Origin of the sequence: Tahibacter amnicola (assembly GCF_025398735.1) — a bacterium.
GTDB classification, from domain to species: domain Bacteria; phylum Pseudomonadota; class Gammaproteobacteria; order Xanthomonadales; family Rhodanobacteraceae; genus Tahibacter; species Tahibacter amnicola.
In genome coordinates this window covers 1,244,895-1,260,000 of the sequence record NZ_CP104694.1, presented here as the reverse complement: position 1 = coordinate 1,260,000, position 15,106 = coordinate 1,244,895, and the positions used below count along the sequence as shown (strand labels likewise).

16 protein-coding genes (1 of these 16 running past the window's edge) are annotated in these 15,106 nt (G+C 67.2%); 8 read left to right on the top strand and 8 right to left on the bottom strand.

Annotation, left to right across the window (positions count from 1 at the left end; genetic code table 11):
- Together N4264_RS05195 and N4264_RS05190 are read left to right on the top strand one after the other, a co-directional pair.
- Nucleotides 1-254, top strand: the 3' portion of a protein-coding gene (locus N4264_RS05195; protein WP_261696012.1) for a DUF192 domain-containing protein. 178 nt of this gene lie to the left of the window's left edge; 254 of the gene's 432 nt are visible here — the last part of the coding sequence; its start codon lies off the left edge, out of view; the stop codon is at nucleotides 252-254.
- A gap of 314 nt (nucleotides 255-568) precedes the next feature.
- A complete protein-coding gene (locus N4264_RS05190) occupies nucleotides 569-1,399 on the top strand; it encodes a SirB1 family protein (RefSeq protein WP_261696011.1) in 831 nt (276 codons plus the stop codon).
- A 61-nt stretch (nucleotides 1,400-1,460) separates the two neighbouring features.
- Here N4264_RS05190 and N4264_RS05185 read toward each other — a convergent pair whose 3' ends face one another.
- Complete coding sequence (locus N4264_RS05185; RefSeq protein WP_425508310.1) at nucleotides 1,461-1,712, bottom strand: rubredoxin; 252 nt, start codon at nucleotides 1,710-1,712, stop codon at nucleotides 1,461-1,463.
- Between the two features lie 66 nt (nucleotides 1,713-1,778).
- On the opposite strand from N4264_RS05185, the gene thiE reads away from it, so the two are divergent.
- Together thiE and hemL are read left to right on the top strand one after the other, a co-directional pair.
- Nucleotides 1,779-2,402: a thiamine phosphate synthase gene (gene thiE, locus N4264_RS05180; protein WP_261696009.1), complete on the top strand. Its 624-nt coding sequence runs from the start codon at nucleotides 1,779-1,781 to the stop codon at nucleotides 2,400-2,402.
- A gap of 11 nt (nucleotides 2,403-2,413) precedes the next feature.
- A complete protein-coding gene (gene hemL, locus N4264_RS05175; RefSeq protein WP_261696008.1) occupies nucleotides 2,414-3,700 on the top strand; it encodes a glutamate-1-semialdehyde 2,1-aminomutase in 1,287 nt (428 codons plus the stop codon).
- A 46-nt stretch (nucleotides 3,701-3,746) separates the two neighbouring features.
- Here hemL and N4264_RS05170 read toward each other — a convergent pair whose 3' ends face one another.
- On the bottom strand, nucleotides 3,747-4,991 hold the full coding sequence (locus N4264_RS05170; protein ID WP_261696007.1) for an acetylornithine/succinylornithine family transaminase: 1,245 nt from the start codon (nucleotides 4,989-4,991) through the stop codon (nucleotides 3,747-3,749).
- Nucleotides 4,992-5,183: 192 nt separating this feature from the next.
- Here N4264_RS05170 and N4264_RS05165 point away from each other — a divergent pair, with 192 nt between their 5' ends.
- Nucleotides 5,184-6,311: a trans-sulfuration enzyme family protein gene (locus tag N4264_RS05165; RefSeq protein WP_261696006.1), complete on the top strand. Its 1,128-nt coding sequence runs from the start codon at nucleotides 5,184-5,186 to the stop codon at nucleotides 6,309-6,311.
- Nucleotides 6,312-6,357: 46 nt separating this feature from the next.
- Here N4264_RS05165 and N4264_RS05160 read toward each other — a convergent pair whose 3' ends face one another.
- The 5 genes from N4264_RS05160 to N4264_RS05140 form a co-directional block, all read right to left on the bottom strand.
- Nucleotides 6,358-6,777, bottom strand: a complete 420-nt coding sequence (locus tag N4264_RS05160) for a VOC family protein (RefSeq protein ID WP_261696005.1) — start codon at nucleotides 6,775-6,777, stop codon at nucleotides 6,358-6,360.
- A gap of 29 nt (nucleotides 6,778-6,806) precedes the next feature.
- Nucleotides 6,807-7,628 (bottom strand): SDR family oxidoreductase, encoded by an 822-nt coding sequence (locus tag N4264_RS05155; protein ID WP_261696004.1) that lies wholly within the window; start codon nucleotides 7,626-7,628, stop codon nucleotides 6,807-6,809.
- A gap of 73 nt (nucleotides 7,629-7,701) precedes the next feature.
- A complete protein-coding gene (locus tag N4264_RS05150; RefSeq protein ID WP_261696003.1) occupies nucleotides 7,702-8,292 on the bottom strand; it encodes an LON peptidase substrate-binding domain-containing protein in 591 nt (196 codons plus the stop codon).
- A gap of 42 nt (nucleotides 8,293-8,334) precedes the next feature.
- On the bottom strand, nucleotides 8,335-9,693 hold the full coding sequence (mpl, locus tag N4264_RS05145; RefSeq protein WP_261696002.1) for a UDP-N-acetylmuramate:L-alanyl-gamma-D-glutamyl-meso-diaminopimelate ligase: 1,359 nt from the start codon (nucleotides 9,691-9,693) through the stop codon (nucleotides 8,335-8,337).
- Nucleotides 9,694-9,696: 3 nt separating this feature from the next.
- On the bottom strand, nucleotides 9,697-10,227 hold the full coding sequence (locus N4264_RS05140) for a hypothetical protein (protein WP_261696001.1): 531 nt from the start codon (nucleotides 10,225-10,227) through the stop codon (nucleotides 9,697-9,699).
- Nucleotides 10,228-10,246: 19 nt separating this feature from the next.
- Between N4264_RS05140 and N4264_RS05135 the strand changes: the two genes are divergently transcribed.
- Nucleotides 10,247-10,504 (top strand): sulfurtransferase TusA family protein, encoded by a 258-nt coding sequence (locus tag N4264_RS05135; RefSeq protein WP_261696000.1) that lies wholly within the window; start codon nucleotides 10,247-10,249, stop codon nucleotides 10,502-10,504.
- An 81-nt stretch (nucleotides 10,505-10,585) separates the two neighbouring features.
- Here N4264_RS05135 and N4264_RS05130 read toward each other — a convergent pair whose 3' ends face one another.
- Nucleotides 10,586-11,158 carry an adenylate kinase gene (locus N4264_RS05130; RefSeq protein WP_261695999.1) on the bottom strand — a complete coding sequence of 191 codons (573 nt, stop codon included), beginning with the start codon at nucleotides 11,156-11,158 and terminating at the stop codon, nucleotides 10,586-10,588.
- A gap of 223 nt (nucleotides 11,159-11,381) precedes the next feature.
- Between N4264_RS05130 and N4264_RS05125 the strand changes: the two genes are divergently transcribed.
- Both N4264_RS05125 and N4264_RS05120 read left to right on the top strand, forming a co-directional pair.
- Nucleotides 11,382-12,644: a 6-phosphofructokinase gene (locus tag N4264_RS05125; protein ID WP_261695998.1), complete on the top strand. Its 1,263-nt coding sequence runs from the start codon at nucleotides 11,382-11,384 to the stop codon at nucleotides 12,642-12,644.
- 375 nt (nucleotides 12,645-13,019) lie between these two features.
- Nucleotides 13,020-15,053, top strand: coding sequence for a sodium-translocating pyrophosphatase (locus tag N4264_RS05120; RefSeq protein ID WP_261695997.1), 2,034 nt, complete (start codon nucleotides 13,020-13,022; stop codon nucleotides 15,051-15,053).
- Nucleotides 15,054-15,106: the final 53 nt, after the last annotated feature.

Below are 15,106 nucleotides of genomic sequence, written 5' to 3'. Positions count from 1 at the left end.
GCATGTTTTTCCTGTTCCCGGAAGAAGCCATGCAGGCGTTCTGGATGAAGAACACCCTGATTCCACTGGACATCCTCTACTTCGACAAGAACTACAAGCTCGTCAACGTTCAGCACGATGTCCAGCCGTGCAAGGCTGATCCGTGCCCGGCCTACCCGTCGGAAGGCCCCGCCCAGTACGTGCTTGAGCTCAACGCCGGTACCGCCGCCAAGATCGGGGTCAAGCCCGGGGACAAGCTGGAGTTTCACCGCTGACCGGCAGGCCATCGCTTTCCGTTGCCCCATCAGCCGCCACGCGCAAGGCGTGGTGGCATGGCAAACCCGGCCGGTAAGGCACCAGCAGCCAGGATTCCTGCGACGCTTCCCGCCAATCTTCATCGCGGGCTGGCACAAACGCTTTCATGGATCCTCCCGCACGACCGCCCCAGCGGGCGGCAATCGCTTGCACGCTGATACCACCACCGTCACGTGCCCTGTGCGTGTCGCGGGAATGACCAAGCCGTGGCATCCAACACTGGATTCGACACCCCATTCCGCTACCATGGGTCCAGCGCCATCGGAGGAATCGAATGAACGATCCTTGGCTAGGCCTGCAACACGCGGCAGACCGCGATATCTCGCTGCTCTCGGCAGCCCTTCTCATCGCCAAAGACGAATACCCCGATCTCCAACCCGCGGCCTACGAGGAGCGGATCGCTTCCTACGCTGCGCAGCTCTCCGCCGACTTTTCCAGCGCCGGGTCCGAAACGGCGCAGTTGTCCCGCCTCAATGGCTTTCTTTTCGGGGAACTGGGCTTCGCCGGCGACGAACGCAACTATTTCGATCCGCGCAACAGCTATCTGAATGACGTGCTGGACCGACGCCTGGGCAACCCCATTTCACTGGCCGTGATCCAGATCAGCGTCGCCCAGAAGCTGGGACTGGCGCTGGAGGGGGTTTCCTTCCCCGGGCATTTCCTGGTGCGGCTGCCGGTCGAGGAAGGCATCGTGGTGCTCGATCCGTTCCATCGTGGCCGCACGCTCGACCTCAATGAGCTGCGCCGTCGCGCCAGGAGCGAGCTGTCCGCCCGCGAGGTCGATGATCAGCGGCTCGCACACCTGCTCGAACCGGCCAGCCACCGGGCGATCATCGCGCGCATGCTGCGCAATCTGAAGGCGGGCTACGAGGAACGCGGCGCCTGGGACAAGGCTGTCCGCTGCGCCGACCGGCTCGTGACGCTCGACCCGCTGTCCCTGGCGGAATTGCGCGAGCGCGGCAACCTCTACGTGAAGCTCGGACACCTGCGCGCCGCGCGCGAGGATTTTCGGCGCTATCTGGCGCTCGCCCCCCAGGCGGATGATGCCGAGGCGGTCCTCAACCAGCTCATCGCCTGCTCCGGACCCTCTCCCCGGATCAACTGAGGGCGGGCAATCCGGCGGTTCGGTCCGGGCCGGCAGGCCAAACGGACCGAACCAATGTGGTTCAGACCTGCACCATCTCGAAATCGGACTTGGTCACGCCGCAATCCGGGCAGGTCCAGGTTTCCGGAACATCCTCCCATCGCGTACCGGCGGCGATGCCATCGGCAGGCCAGCCCTCCGCTTCGTTGTAGATGTATCCGCAGACCACGCACATGAAGGTGCGATAGGGAGCGTCGGTGGCGGCCGGGGCGATAGCTTCGGACATGGGGCTGGATCGGCTGGAATAGGGGACGCGGATTGTCGCAGCGGCCATTGCCGCATTCAAATAGCCAGGGCCCCAAACACCGGTAGACTGCCGGGCTTTGTTGCGGAGCCGCCCATGCGCCACCCCCTGCTCGCCCGCCCCGGCCTTTACGTGATCACGGATGGGCCACGCGCCGACCTGGTGGCCGCCGTCACCGCCGCGCTGGCGGGCGGTGCCCGGCTCGTGCAGTACCGCGACAAAACGCAGGATGCCGCGCGGCGCGCTGAAGAGGCGCGCGCCCTCGCGGCACTGTGTGCGCGCCACGACGCGGGCTTCATCGTCAACGACGACGTCGAGCTGGCGGCGCAGGTGGCGGCGGGTGTCCATCTGGGTGAAGACGACGCGGACATCGCCGCCGCACGCACCCGACTGGGCGACTCCGCCGTGATCGGCGTGTCGTGCTACGACGACTTCGATCGCGCCCGGTCCCTGGCCGCGCGGGGCGCCGACTACGTGGCATTCGGGGCGTTCTACCCCTCCTCCACGAAGCCGGCAGCCCGGCGCGCCACCCCGGAACTGCTGCGGCGCGCGGCCGCGCTTGACGTCCCACGGGTGGCGATCGGCGGCATAACCCCGGAAAATGCCGGCCCTCTCATCGAAGCCGGCGCGGATTTTGTCGCAGTGATCAGCGCCGTGTTCGGAACCGGCGACATCACCCGCGCGGCGAGCCGGTTTGCCTCGCTCTTCCCATCCCCATGATCGAACCTGCCATGACCACCAATCACGAACTCTTCGAACGCGCCCGCCTGAAACTGCCGGGCGGCGTGAACTCGCCCGTACGGGCGTTCAAGTCCGTCGGCGGCGAGCCGTTCTTCACCGCACGCGCCGACGGTCCTTATCTCTGGGATGTCGAGGGCAAGCGCTACATTGACTACGTCGGCTCCTGGGGGCCGATGATCGTCGGCCACAACCACCCGCACGTTCGCGCGGCGGTGGCGCGCGCCATCGACGACGGACTTTCTTTCGGCACACCCTGCCCGGCAGAAGTCACCATGGCGGAAACGGTGACGCGCCTGGTGCCGTCGCTGGAAATGGTCCGCATGGTCAATTCCGGCACCGAGGCGACCATGGCGGCGATCCGCCTGGCCCGCGGGTTCACCGGGCGCAACAAGATCGTGAAATTCGAGGGCTGCTACCACGGCCACGGCGATGCCTTCCTGGTGAAAGCCGGTTCCGGCGCGCTGACCTTTGGCGTGCCGACGTCCCCGGGCGTTCCGGCGGGCCTTGCCGACCTCACCCTCACCCTGCCCTACAACGACCTGGCTGCCGCCGAGCGCCTGTTCGAGGAAGCAGGAAGCGACATCGCCGGCCTGATCATCGAACCGGTCGCCGGCAACATGAATTGCATCCTGCCGCGCGAGGGCTATCTGAAAGCCCTGCGCGATCTGTGCACGCGCCACGGCGCGCTGCTGATCTTCGACGAGGTGATGACCGGATTCCGCGTTGCCCTGGGCGGCGCGCAGCAGCACTACGGCATCACGCCGGACCTGTCGACCTTCGGCAAGATCATCGGCGGCGGCATGCCGGTGGGTGCCTACGGCGGACGCCGCGACGTCATGAGCCAGATCGCCCCGAGCGGACCGATCTACCAGGCCGGAACGCTGTCGGGGAATCCGGTCGCGATGGCCGCCGGTCTTGCAATGCTGGAACTGATCCAGGCGCCCGGCTTCTATGCCGATATCGCCCGCAGGACAAACACCCTCAGCGACGGTTTCGCGACGATCGCCGCCGAGTGCGGCGTGCCGATGACGACGAACGCCATCTGCGGCATGTTCGGCCTCTTCTTCACGTCGGAAAAAGTGGAAACCTTTGCCCAGGCGACTGCCTGCGATACCGCGCTGTTCAACCGCTTCTTCCACGGCATGCTCGAACGCGGCGTTTACCTGGCTCCGTCGGCCTTCGAGGCCGGCTTCCTGAGCAGCGCCCACGACGATGCCGTGATCGCCCAGACCCTGGATACCGCCCGCGACGCCCTGCGCGCGGCACTCAAGGGCTAGACGCCGCGAGCCCGGGGCCGCAACGGTCCCGGGCTACGTCCCCGCACTATCCGTTGCCGACACGGGAAGCAAAGCCCGCCAGGCCCAATCGCAGGCGGGCCAGTCCGTCAGCCAGCTCCGCCGTCGTGATATTCAGCGCCGGCACGAAACGCAGCACGTCAGGCCCCGCCTGCAGAATGAGCAACCCGTGCTCGGCCGCCCGGTCGAGCATGTCGCCGGCCTTGCCGCGCAGGGGCTCGGCCAGCGCCGCACCCAGCATCAGGCCGCGGCCGCGGATCTCATGGAAAAGACCGAGATCCCGGTCGATTTCCTCCAGCCCCTTCCGCAACGCCTGCGATTGCTGTTCCACGTTGGCCAGCAGTTCCGGCGACCGCAGCCGGGCCAGCGCGACGCGGGCCACGGCCGCCGCCAGCGGATTGCCGCCAAACGTGGTTCCGTGACTGCCGAATTGCAGAGTGTGGGCAACGCGCGGACCGGCGAGCAACGCGCCAATCGGGAAGCCTCCGCCCAGGGCCTTGGCGACAGTCAGGATGTCGGGCGCAACGCCGTCCCACTGCCAGGCCCACAGCTTGCCGGTGCGGCCCATCCCGCACTGGATCTCGTCGAACACCAGCAGGGCGTCATGGCGATCGCACAGCCCGCGCAGGGCTTTGAGGAAGCCGGGCTCCGCCGGCACGACACCGCCTTCGCCCTGGACCGGCTCGACCATCACCGCGGCGACGTCGCCGCTGTCCATTGCCGCCTCGACGGCAGCCAGGTCGTTGAACGCGCAATAGCGGAAGCCACCGGGAAGCGGTTCGTAGCCCTCCTGGTATTTCGGCTGCGCCGTCGCGGTGACGGCGGCCAGGGTGCGTCCGTGGAAGGACCCCTGGAACGTCAGGATCACGCGGCGGTCCGGGCTGCGCCCCTGGGCCGCTGCCCAGCGGCGGACCATCTTGATCGCCGCCTCGTTGGCCTCCGTGCCGGAATTGCACAGGAACACGCGCTCGGCGAATCCCGACGACTGCACCAGATCCTCGGCCAGGCGCAGCGGCGGCTCGCTGACGAAGACGTTGCTCGTGTGCCACAGCCGCGCGGCCTGCGCCGCCAGTGCGCCGATCAGCTCCGGATTGGCGTGGCCGAGCGCATTGACGGCAATGCCGGCGCCGAAATCGAGGTAGTCGCGACCGTCCTTGTCCCACACGCGCGAGCCGGCGCCGCGCTCCAGCACGATCCGTCGCGGCCGGTACACGGGCACGTAGTAGCGGTCGGCATAGGCGAGGAGGTCAGCGGTGGTATCTGGCGCGTTCACGGTCGTCTCGCAGGGACTGGGTGGCCGGCGATTATGCGCGACGCACCGCCACGACGGACGGCCGGGGGATATGACGATCCCGTCCATCGGCACTGTCGAGGGCCACTGCGCCGCGCCCGGCGCGCGGATGGCTCTTGGTCGGCCGCGTCGTAACGGCCACACTCGAACCGTTCACCACCGCGGGAGAGATCGATGCGCCTGGAAACACTGGCCGTGCACGCCGGCGGAGCGCCGGATCCGGAAACCGGCGCGCTATCGCCGCCGATTCATCTGGCCACCACCTTCCGCCACGGCCCCGCGGGCGAGCGGCAGGCGGGCTACGAGTACGTCCGCGAGGGAAATCCGACCCAGACGCGGCTGGAGACGGCGCTGGCCGCCCTCGAGGGCGGACCGGCCGCACTGGCCTTCGGCTCGGGCATGGCCGCGGCGACCGCCCTGCTGGAAACCCTGCCGTCCGGCAGCGAGTTGCTGATCCCGCGTGACTGCTACGCCGGGCTGCGCATCCTGGCCACGGAATTCTTGCCGGAGCGGGGCATCCGTACCCGGGCCGTCGACATGACCGACACCGCAGCGGTCGAACGCGCACTGGGCCCGGATGTCGCCCTGGTCTGGCTGGAAACCCCCTCAAATCCCGGGCTGGAAGTGACCGACATCGCCGCTGTCGCCAAGGCGGCCAGGGCCGCCGACGCGCTGGTTGCCTGCGACAACACCTTCGCAACGCCTGCGCTGCAGAATCCACTCGCCCTGGGTGCCGACGTGGTGCTGCACTCGACCACCAAATACCTCGGCGGCCACAGCGACGTCATGGGCGGTGCGCTGGTGTTCGCGGAGCAAGGCGCGCGCTACGACCGCGTCGCGCACCGCCGCCACATCACCGGCGGCGTGCTGTCGCCGTTCAATGCCTGGCTGACGCTGCGCGGGCTGCGCTCGCTGCCGGCGCGCATGGCCTGGAACTGCACCACGGCCCGTGCGGTAGCCGAATTCCTCGCGGGACATCCGGCGATCGCCGCCGTGCATTACCCGGGACTGGCCACGCACCCGGGCCACGCCACCGCGCGCGCGCAGATGCGCGACTTCGGCGCCATGATGAGCCTGCGCCCACGCGGTGGTCGCGACGGCGCCCTGGCGGTCGCCGCACGTTTGCAGCTGATCACCAACGCCACCAGCCTCGGCGGCTGCGAGTCGACGATCGAGCATCGCGCTTCAGTGGAGGGCGCGCATCCCGTCTCACCGCCGGACCTGTTGCGCCTGTCCATCGGACTGGAGCACGCAGAGGATCTGATTGCCGACCTGCGCCAGGCACTGGATTCGCAGGCCTGACCGGCGCGGCCGCCACCGCGGCCGCGCTACGCTCCCGGCAGCGCGACTACCAGGTGCCCGTATTGGGCATCGACGTCCAGGGCTCGCGTGGCGGCAATGCATCCCCCTTCTGCAGCAGCTCGATCGAAATCAGGTCAGGCGATCGCACGAAGGCCATGCGACCATCCCGCGGCGGACGATTGATCGTGACGCCCTGCGCCTGCAACCGCTCGCAGGCGGCGTAGATGTCATCCACCGCGAAGGCGAGATGACCGAAATTGCGCGCGGTGCCGTAGTCTTCCGGATCCCAGTTGTAGGTCAGCTCCACTTCCGCCTCGGGACTTTCCGACGCCGCCAGGAACACCAGCGTGAAACGGCCCTGCGGGTATTCCTTGCGACGCGTCTCGTGGAGTCCCAGCGCATCGCAGAAGAACCGCAGCGAGGCATCCAGGTCGCGCACGCGAACCATCGTGTGCAGGTAGCGCATGAAATCTCCTTTTCCGCCGCGACGGGGGATCAATCCAGGAACAGGTCGGGCAAGAGCGGCGCGCCCGGCTGGACGGCGTAACCGTCGAAATCCGTCACGCCCGCCTTGCGCAGGACATCCTCATCGAGCAGGAACTGTCCACTGAGGCTGCGCGGGGGCTGGGTGAAGATCCAATGCGCAGCGTCCGCCATGATCTCGGGCTTGCGGCAGTTCTCCGGACGCGCCATGCCGCCGAGCATGGCCAGGGCGGCCGTGTCGATCACCGTGCGCGGCCACAGCGCGTTGACGCTGACGCCGTCCTTGGCCAGTTCCGCCGCCAGGCCGTAGGCCGCCATCGCCATACCGTACTTGGACATCGTGTACGCCGTGTGATGCTGGAACCACTTCTGTGACAGGTTGATGGGCGGCGCGAGCATCAGCACGTGTGGATTGAGCGCGCGCTTGAGGTGCGGCAAGCAGGCCTGCGTGCACAAGTAGCTGCCACGCACGTTCACCTGGTGCATCAGGTCGTAGCGCTTCATCGGCGTGCCGGTGACACCGGCCAGCCAGATCGCGCTGGCATTGTTGACCAGGATGTCGATGCCGCCGAACGTCGCCACCGCCTGGGCCACCGCGGCCTGCACCTGGTCTTCCTCGCGCACGTCCACCTTCAGCGCCAGGGCCTTGCCGCCCGCCGCCTCGATCTCCGCCGCGGCGGAGTGGATCGTTCCCGGCAATTTGGGATTGGGCACGTCGGACTTGGCCGCGATCACGATGTTGGCGCCGTCGCGGGCGGCGCGCCGGGCGATCGCCAGGCCAATACCGCGCGATGCGCCGGTGATGAACAGGGTACGGCCGGTGAGATGACTCATGCGTGGTTCCATTTCGCGCGCTCAGGGACCACCGAGCATGGTGCAGGCGCGCCGCGGCGGCAAGCGGCGGGAGTCAGGCGCTCTGGAACCGCGGGATGCAGTGCAGGAGTTCGTCCAGACGGGCGATCGGATCGGTGAGCTCCAGCCAGCGTTGGCGCTCCGTGTCCTCCACCGGCAACAGCTGCGCCAGGCGGAAGCTCACCCAGCTGGCATCGTCGAAGGCGCTGCGCTCGGCCTTGGCGTGATCGCCACCGACCTGCTCGAGCAGGCGTTCGAGCACGATGCACAGCAGGCTGTACTCAGGCGGCACGGGAATACGCGCCTCCTCGGCCCACCAGCGCACCTGCGCATGAATCAGGCCGTTATCGCGGATCCGGGTCGATTTCGCCTTGAAGCGCCTGCTGCCGCGGACCCGGATGCCCAGGAGTCCGTCAGACAGCGTGAAGAAATCCTCGATCATCCCCAGGGTGCCCACGGCAGCCGGCAGGGCCGGCTCGCCGGCCTCGCGGCCTTCGAGGATCAGGCTGATCCCGAACCCGCTGCCGGTGCGCGTGCAATGGCGCACCAGGTCGACATAGCGCGGCTCGAAGATCCGCAGCGTGATGTAGCTGCCGGGAAACAGCACCGTGCTCAACGGAAACAGTGGAATGTCGTCGAGGTTCACGCGAGCAGTCTAGCGCGACACCGCGGTCGCGGCTGGGGGCCGTCAGCCGCCGGCGAGCAGCCGCACGAACCGGCGCGGCGCGTCCTCGAACCCGCCATTGGACATGAACACGACGTGGTCACCGCCCCGCGCCTGGTCGCGCAGGGCGTCGAGCAGCGCGTCGACCGTCGGCACGGCGCGGCCGCGGCCGCTCAGCGCACCGGTGACCCTGGCGGCGTCCCAGGGCAGTTCCGCGCGCTGCAGAAACACGACCGCGTCCGCATCGGCCAACGACGGAGCAAGCTCGTCCGCGTGGGCACCCAGGCGCATCGAATTGGACCGCGGCTCCATGCCCACCAGGATTCGGGCATCGCCCACGCGTGCGCGCAGGCCCGCCAGCGTCGTGGCAATGGCAGTCGGATGGTGGGCGAAGTCGTCATACACCCGCACGCCGCCGTGCTCGCCGACGGTTTCCAGACGCCGCCGCGCGCTCTGGAACTGCGCAAGGGCGGCAATCGCCTCGCTCGTGTCGACGCCGGCCTGGTCTGCGGCTGCCAGCGCAGCGAGGGCGTTCATCACGTTGTGGCGACCGATCAAGTCCCAGCGAACCGTTCCGCGCTCTGTGCCCTCGACAACGACGGTGAACACGGAGCCGTCGGCTGCATGCAGGCGCGCCTGCCAGTCGCCACTGTCCATGCCGAACCGGGTAACGGGCGTCCAGCACCCCTGGGCGAGAACCTCTGCCAGACGCCGGTCCTCGGCGTTGACGATCAGGCGTCCGTTGCCGGGCACCGTGCGCACCAGATGATGAAACTGGCGCTGGATCGCGGCCACATCGGGAAAAATGTCCGCGTGATCAAATTCCAGATTGTTGAGAATGGCCACAGACGGGCGGTAGTGCACGAATTTCGAGCGCTTGTCGTAGAACGCCGTGTCGTATTCATCGGCCTCGATCACGAATGCCTCGCCCCGGCCCAGGCGCGCCGACACCCCGAAATTGCCGGGAACGCCTCCCACGAGGAAACCCGGCGAGGCACCGCAGGATTCCAGGATCCAGGCCAGCATGGCGGTCGTGGTGGTCTTGCCGTGCGTACCCGCCACGGCGAAGACACGGCGCTGCCGCAGCAGCGTCTCGCCCAGCCACTGCGGGCCGGAGACATAGGCCAGGCGCCGCGACAGCACGTGCTCGATCGCCGGATTGCCGCGGGACAGGGCATTGCCCACGACGACGAGGTCCGGCGCCGGTTCCAGGTGCGCCGCGTGGTAGCCCGTCATCAGCCCGATGCCCAGCGCCTCCAGCTGCGTGCTCATGGGCGGATACACATTCGCGTCCGATCCATCGACCCGGTGGCCCAGTTCGCGCGCCAGCGCGGCCACGCCGCCCATGAAGGTGCCGCAGATTCCCAGAATATGCAGATGCATCGATCAGACCTTGGGGTTAGCAAAGAGCGCCGTGATCAGGATGATCTGGGCGGCCACGCACGAGAGCGCCACCAGGAATCCGCCGGCCAGGGGAATGTTCAGGGCATGGCGGAAGACATGCGCCTTGACGCACAGCTGCCAGATCACGAGACCCAGCATCAGCAGGGCAGCCCAGGCCTGGCCGGGCGCCAGTTCCGTTGCGTTCGGCGCGACGCCGGCAAGGATCAGGTCCGCCGGGATACGCGCCAGGACGAACAGCGCGTCGGTGATGAAGAAGGCGAGCGTGGTCTGGACAAATCGCTCGGGCACCTGGCGCACCTGGAGCAGCAGGTAGGTGACCAGCAGCCAATAGAGATCGCCGAACACGATGGCGTAGACGGAAACTTCCGCCTTGCGTGGAACCTGCCCCTCCAGCACGCCCAGGGCCGATGCCACGATCACCACGATCGCCACCAGGTTTGGCGCGTAGGGGAGATCCTGCGGACCCCGCTTGAAGCGCAGGATATCGCGTACGATCAAAAACAGTTCACGCATCCATCGTTCCGTACTGGCCATGCCAACGCGCGCGCAAGACTACGACATTCTGGTGGATGCGCGCGGCCTGGTCTGCCCCCAGCCGTTGCGCCGCCTGCGCGCGGCGTTGCGCGATGCCCTGCCGTCCCAGGTGATCTGCCTCGTCGCGGACGACCCGCACGCCCTGATCGATGTGCAGGTGCACTGCACGCGGGTCGGCCATGTGCTGCTGGACGAATCGGCGGACGAGGGCGTGCTTCGACTCCTGATCCGCAAGCGCGAGGAGCCGCAGGGCTAGAAACGGGCGCTGCGGAAACCTCGGGACATGCGCAGCGCGGAGGCACGCCGGCCTCCGCGCGAATCCGGAATGTCGTGCGGCTCAGGCCGCGACGCGCGGCAACGCCGAAAGAATGCGCTGGTAGACCTCACGCAGTTCGCCCACGCCGTCCAGCACGGTGAGCTTGCCGCGTTTTTCGTAATAGCCCGCCACCGGGGCGGTCTGTTCGGCATACACGCGCAGGCGCTCGCGCACGGTCTCGGGGGTGTCGTCCTTGCGACCTTCTGCCGCAGCCCGGCCCGCCAGGCGATCGACGATCAGCTCGTTCGGAACCACCAGTTGCAGGGCGATATCCACCGGCTGGCGCAGGCGCGCGAGCAGGGCGTCCAGCGCCTCGCACTGGGCCAGGTTGCGCGGATAGCCGTCGAGGATGAAGCCTGCGCGTGCGTCGGGCTGTTCCAGGCGCTCCTCGAGCATGCCCAGGACGATCTCGTCAGACACCAGCTGGCCGGCGTCCATCACGGATTTGGCTTTCAGGCCCAGCGGCGTGCCGGCCTTGACCGCCGCGCGCAGCAGGTCGCCGGTGGAAATGTGCGGAATGTTCAGTTCGGCCTTCAACTGGCTCGCCTGGGTGCCCTTGCCTGAGCCGGGCGCCCCGAGTAGCACGATACGCATGGGTAAATGGTTCCTGGGGAAGGGCCCTCGGCATGCCGGGGCCTAGGTTAGACTCTCCCGCGAACGCTAGCGGCAGCAACCCGGTTAGTCAAACAATTGCAACGCACACGGCCCCCACGAAGGCCTTCGTGTTGCCGGCTGCGCGGCGGTGCCGTCGCTGTTCGTCCGAGCATTCCCCCACTGCATAAAAGCCGGCCCGACCGGCTGTCCGAAGGAGTTCCCCATGAGCCAAGGCAAGCTCTTGTATGCCCAGTCCGGCGGCGTTACCGCTGTCATCAACGCCACCGCCGCCGCCGTGATAGAGACGGCGCGCGCCAATGGCGTTCCCGTCCTGGCCGGACGCAACGGCATCATCGGCGTGCTGCGCGAAGAACTGATCGACACCCGCAAGGAAAGCGCTGCGGCGATCGCCGCCCTGCGCCACACCCCGGGCGGCGCATTCGGTTCCTGCCGGTTCAAGCTCAAGTCCCTGGAAGACAACCGTGCCCAGTACGAACGCCTGATCGACGTGCTGCGCGCGCACGACATCCGCTATTTCCTCTACAACGGCGGCAATGATTCCGCCGACACGGCGCACAAGGTCTCGCAGATCGGCAAGGCACTGGGCTATCCGGTCACCTGCGTGGGCGTGCCCAAGACCGTCGACAACGACCTGGCGGTCACGGACTGCTGCCCCGGCTTCGGCTCCGTGGCCAAATACACCGCGCTGTCGATCCTGGAAGCCGGCTACGACGTCGAGTCGATGGCCGAGTCCTCGACCAAGGTCTTCATCATGGAAGTGATGGGCCGTCATGCCGGCTGGATCGCCGCGGCCGCCGGCCTTGCCGGCAAGAACGCCGACGAGCCGCCGCACATCATCCTGTTCCCGGAGATCGCCTTCGACGAAGAAGCGTTCCTTGCGAAGGTCAAGGCGACGGTCGAGCGCGTGGGGTACTGCACCGTGGTCGCCTCCGAAGGGCTGCGCAATGCCGAAGGCCAGTTCCTGGCCGAAGCGGGCACGCGCGACGCCTTCGGCCACAGCCAGCTGGGCGGACTCGCGCCGGTACTGGCGCAACTGGTAAAGAGCAAGCTTGGATACAAATACCATTGGGCGCTTCCGGACTATCTCCAGCGCTCCGCCCGCCACATCGCTTCGCAGACCGATTTCGAACAGGCCAGCGCGGTCGGCAAGGCCGCGGTGGAACTGGCGCTGGCCGGCAAGAATGCGGTCATGCCGGTGATCAAGCGCGTGTCCGATGCGCCGTACCGCTGGAAAATCGAGGCTGCACCGCTGGCCAAGGTGGCCAATCACGAGAAAAAGCTGCCGAAGAACTACATCAGCCGCGACGGCTACGGCATCACCGAGGCGGCCCGCCGCTACCTGGAACCGTTGATCCGCGGCGAAGCCTACCCGCCCTACGGGAAGGACGGCCTGCCCAAGTACGCGCGGCTGAAGAAGGTGCTGGTAGCGAAAAAGCTGCCGGAATACCGCATCGCCGACAAGTGATCGCTACCGGTTTCGCCATTTTTGCGTGACACGCGGACGACCGGCACCGACGCCGGTCGTTCCCGCGGCGCCGCGGCGCCGCCAAAGCCGTAGCAAATCCCACCCTGCGCCCCTGCACTGGGGTGCCGATCGCCCTTCCGCGTAGCGCAGGCGACACCTTTTGCGTTGCAAGAAGCCACAAACGCAAAACGCTGGCTATACTCGGCCCGTTGGTCTGCTGTACTTCCGCTTGAGAGTGTCGTCAGGTTCGCAAGCCCGGACCACGGGCTCGCGAACACCGGCGTGTTCGCGTCTGGAAGAAGCACCGAACACGTCCTTACGCTGCCGGCACCTCGGGTTGCCTTTTGATGCGTGCGTGAACGACGGGAGAGTTCGATGCTGCAAGAGAACGGCTGGTGGATCGTCCTGGGCTGTGCGGTTCTGGCGATTCTTTATGGAGGTTGGTCGATTCGCTGGATCCTGGCGAAGCCAGCCGGCAACGAACGGATGCAGGAAATCGCCGCGGCGATCCAGGTCGGCGCCAGTGCCTACTTGAACCGGCAGTACACGACCATCGCCGTCGTCGGCGTCGTGCTGTTCGCCGTGATGGGGTTCGCGCTCAATTGGGGAAGCGCGATCGGATTCGCGCTCGGTGCCGTCCTTTCAGGGCTTGCCGGCTACACCGGCATGTACATTTCCGTTCGTGCCAATGTGCGCACGGCAGAGGCAGCACGGTCCGGCCTTTCGGCCGCACTGGATGTCGCCTTCCGCGGCGGCGCCATCACCGGCATGCTGGTGGTGGGCCTTGGCCTGCTGGGCGTCGCCGGGTACTTCTTCATCCTGCTCAAGATGGGCCAGTCCACCAACGATGCGCTCCATTCCCTGGTCGGCCTGGCCTTCGGCTCGTCGCTGATCTCGATTTTCGCGCGCCTGGGCGGCGGCATCTTCACCAAGGGCGCTGACGTGGGCGCCGACCTGGTCGGCAAGGTGGAAGCCGGCATTCCCGAAGATGACCCGCGCAACCCGGCGGTGATCGCCGACAACGTGGGTGACAACGTCGGCGACTGCGCCGGCATGGCCGCGGACCTGTTTGAAACCTATGCGGTCACCGTCATCGCGACGATGCTGCTGGGCGGCATCATGGCGACGAAAATCGGCGTCGATCCTTCGACGGCAGCGTTGTATCCGCTGCTCCTGGGCGCCGTGTCGATCATCGCCTCGATCGTCGGCACGTTCTTCGTGAAAGCCAAGCCCGGCGCAAAGATCATGAACGCGCTGTACGCCGGCGTGATTGTCTCGGGCGTGCTGGCGGCCATCGCGTTCTATCCGATCACGACCATGCTGCTCGCCGGCGCGACGGCCGGACCGCTGAAACTCTACGGCTGCGCCCTGATCGGCCTGGCATTGACCGCCGCCATGGTGGTGATCACCGAGTACTACACCGCCACGGAATATAGCCCGGTGCGGCATGTCGCCAAGGCGTCCACCACCGGCCATGCAACCAACATCATTGCCGGCATCGGCATTTCGATGAAGTCCACCGCCTACCCGGTGCTTGCGGTGTGTGCGTCAATCTGGGGCGCCTACTCGCTGGGCGAGCTGTATGGCATTGCGATTGCGGCCACGGCCATGCTGTCGATGGCCGGCATGATCGTCGCGCTGGATGCCTACGGCCCGATCACCGACAACGCCGGCGGCATCGCGGAAATGAGCGAACTGCCGCCGGAAGTGCGCGCTGTGACTGACCCGCTGGACGCCGTCGGCAACACCACCAAGGCCGTGACCAAAGGCTACGCCATCGGGTCCGCTGGTCTCGCCGCGCTGGTGCTGTTCGCCGACTACACCCACAACCTCGCCGTGGTGGGCAAGGCGACAACGTTCGACCTTTCCAATCACATGGTGATCATCGGCTTGTTCATAGGCGGCCTGATTCCCTACCTGTTCGGCGCCATGGCGATGGAGGCGGTGGGCCGCTCCGCCGGATCCGTGGTGGAAGAGGTGCGGCGGCAGTTCCGGGAGATTCCCGGCATCATGGAAGGCAAGGCCAAGCCGGACTACTCCCGCGCAGTCGACATGCTCACCCAGGCGGCCATCAAGGAAATGATGTGGCCGTCCCTGCTGCCTGTCGCCGTACCCGTGGCGGTCGGCTTCCTGCTGGGCGCCCAGGCCCTGGGCGGAATGCTGATCGGCACTATCGTCACGGGCCTGTTCGTGGCCATTTCCATGACAACCGGCGGCGGCGCCTGGGACAACGCCAAGAAGTACATCGAGGACGGCAACCACGGTGGCAAGGGTTCGGACGCCCACAAGGCGGCCGTCACCGGCGACACCGTGGGTGATCCGTATAAGGACACGGCCGGCCCGGCCGTCAACCCCCTGATCAAGATCATCAACATCGTCGCGCTGCTGCTGATTCCACTGCTGCGCTGACACAGACCCGCCGGGGCCCACGCGGCCCCGGCATCCCCCGTTTCCGGGCCTGG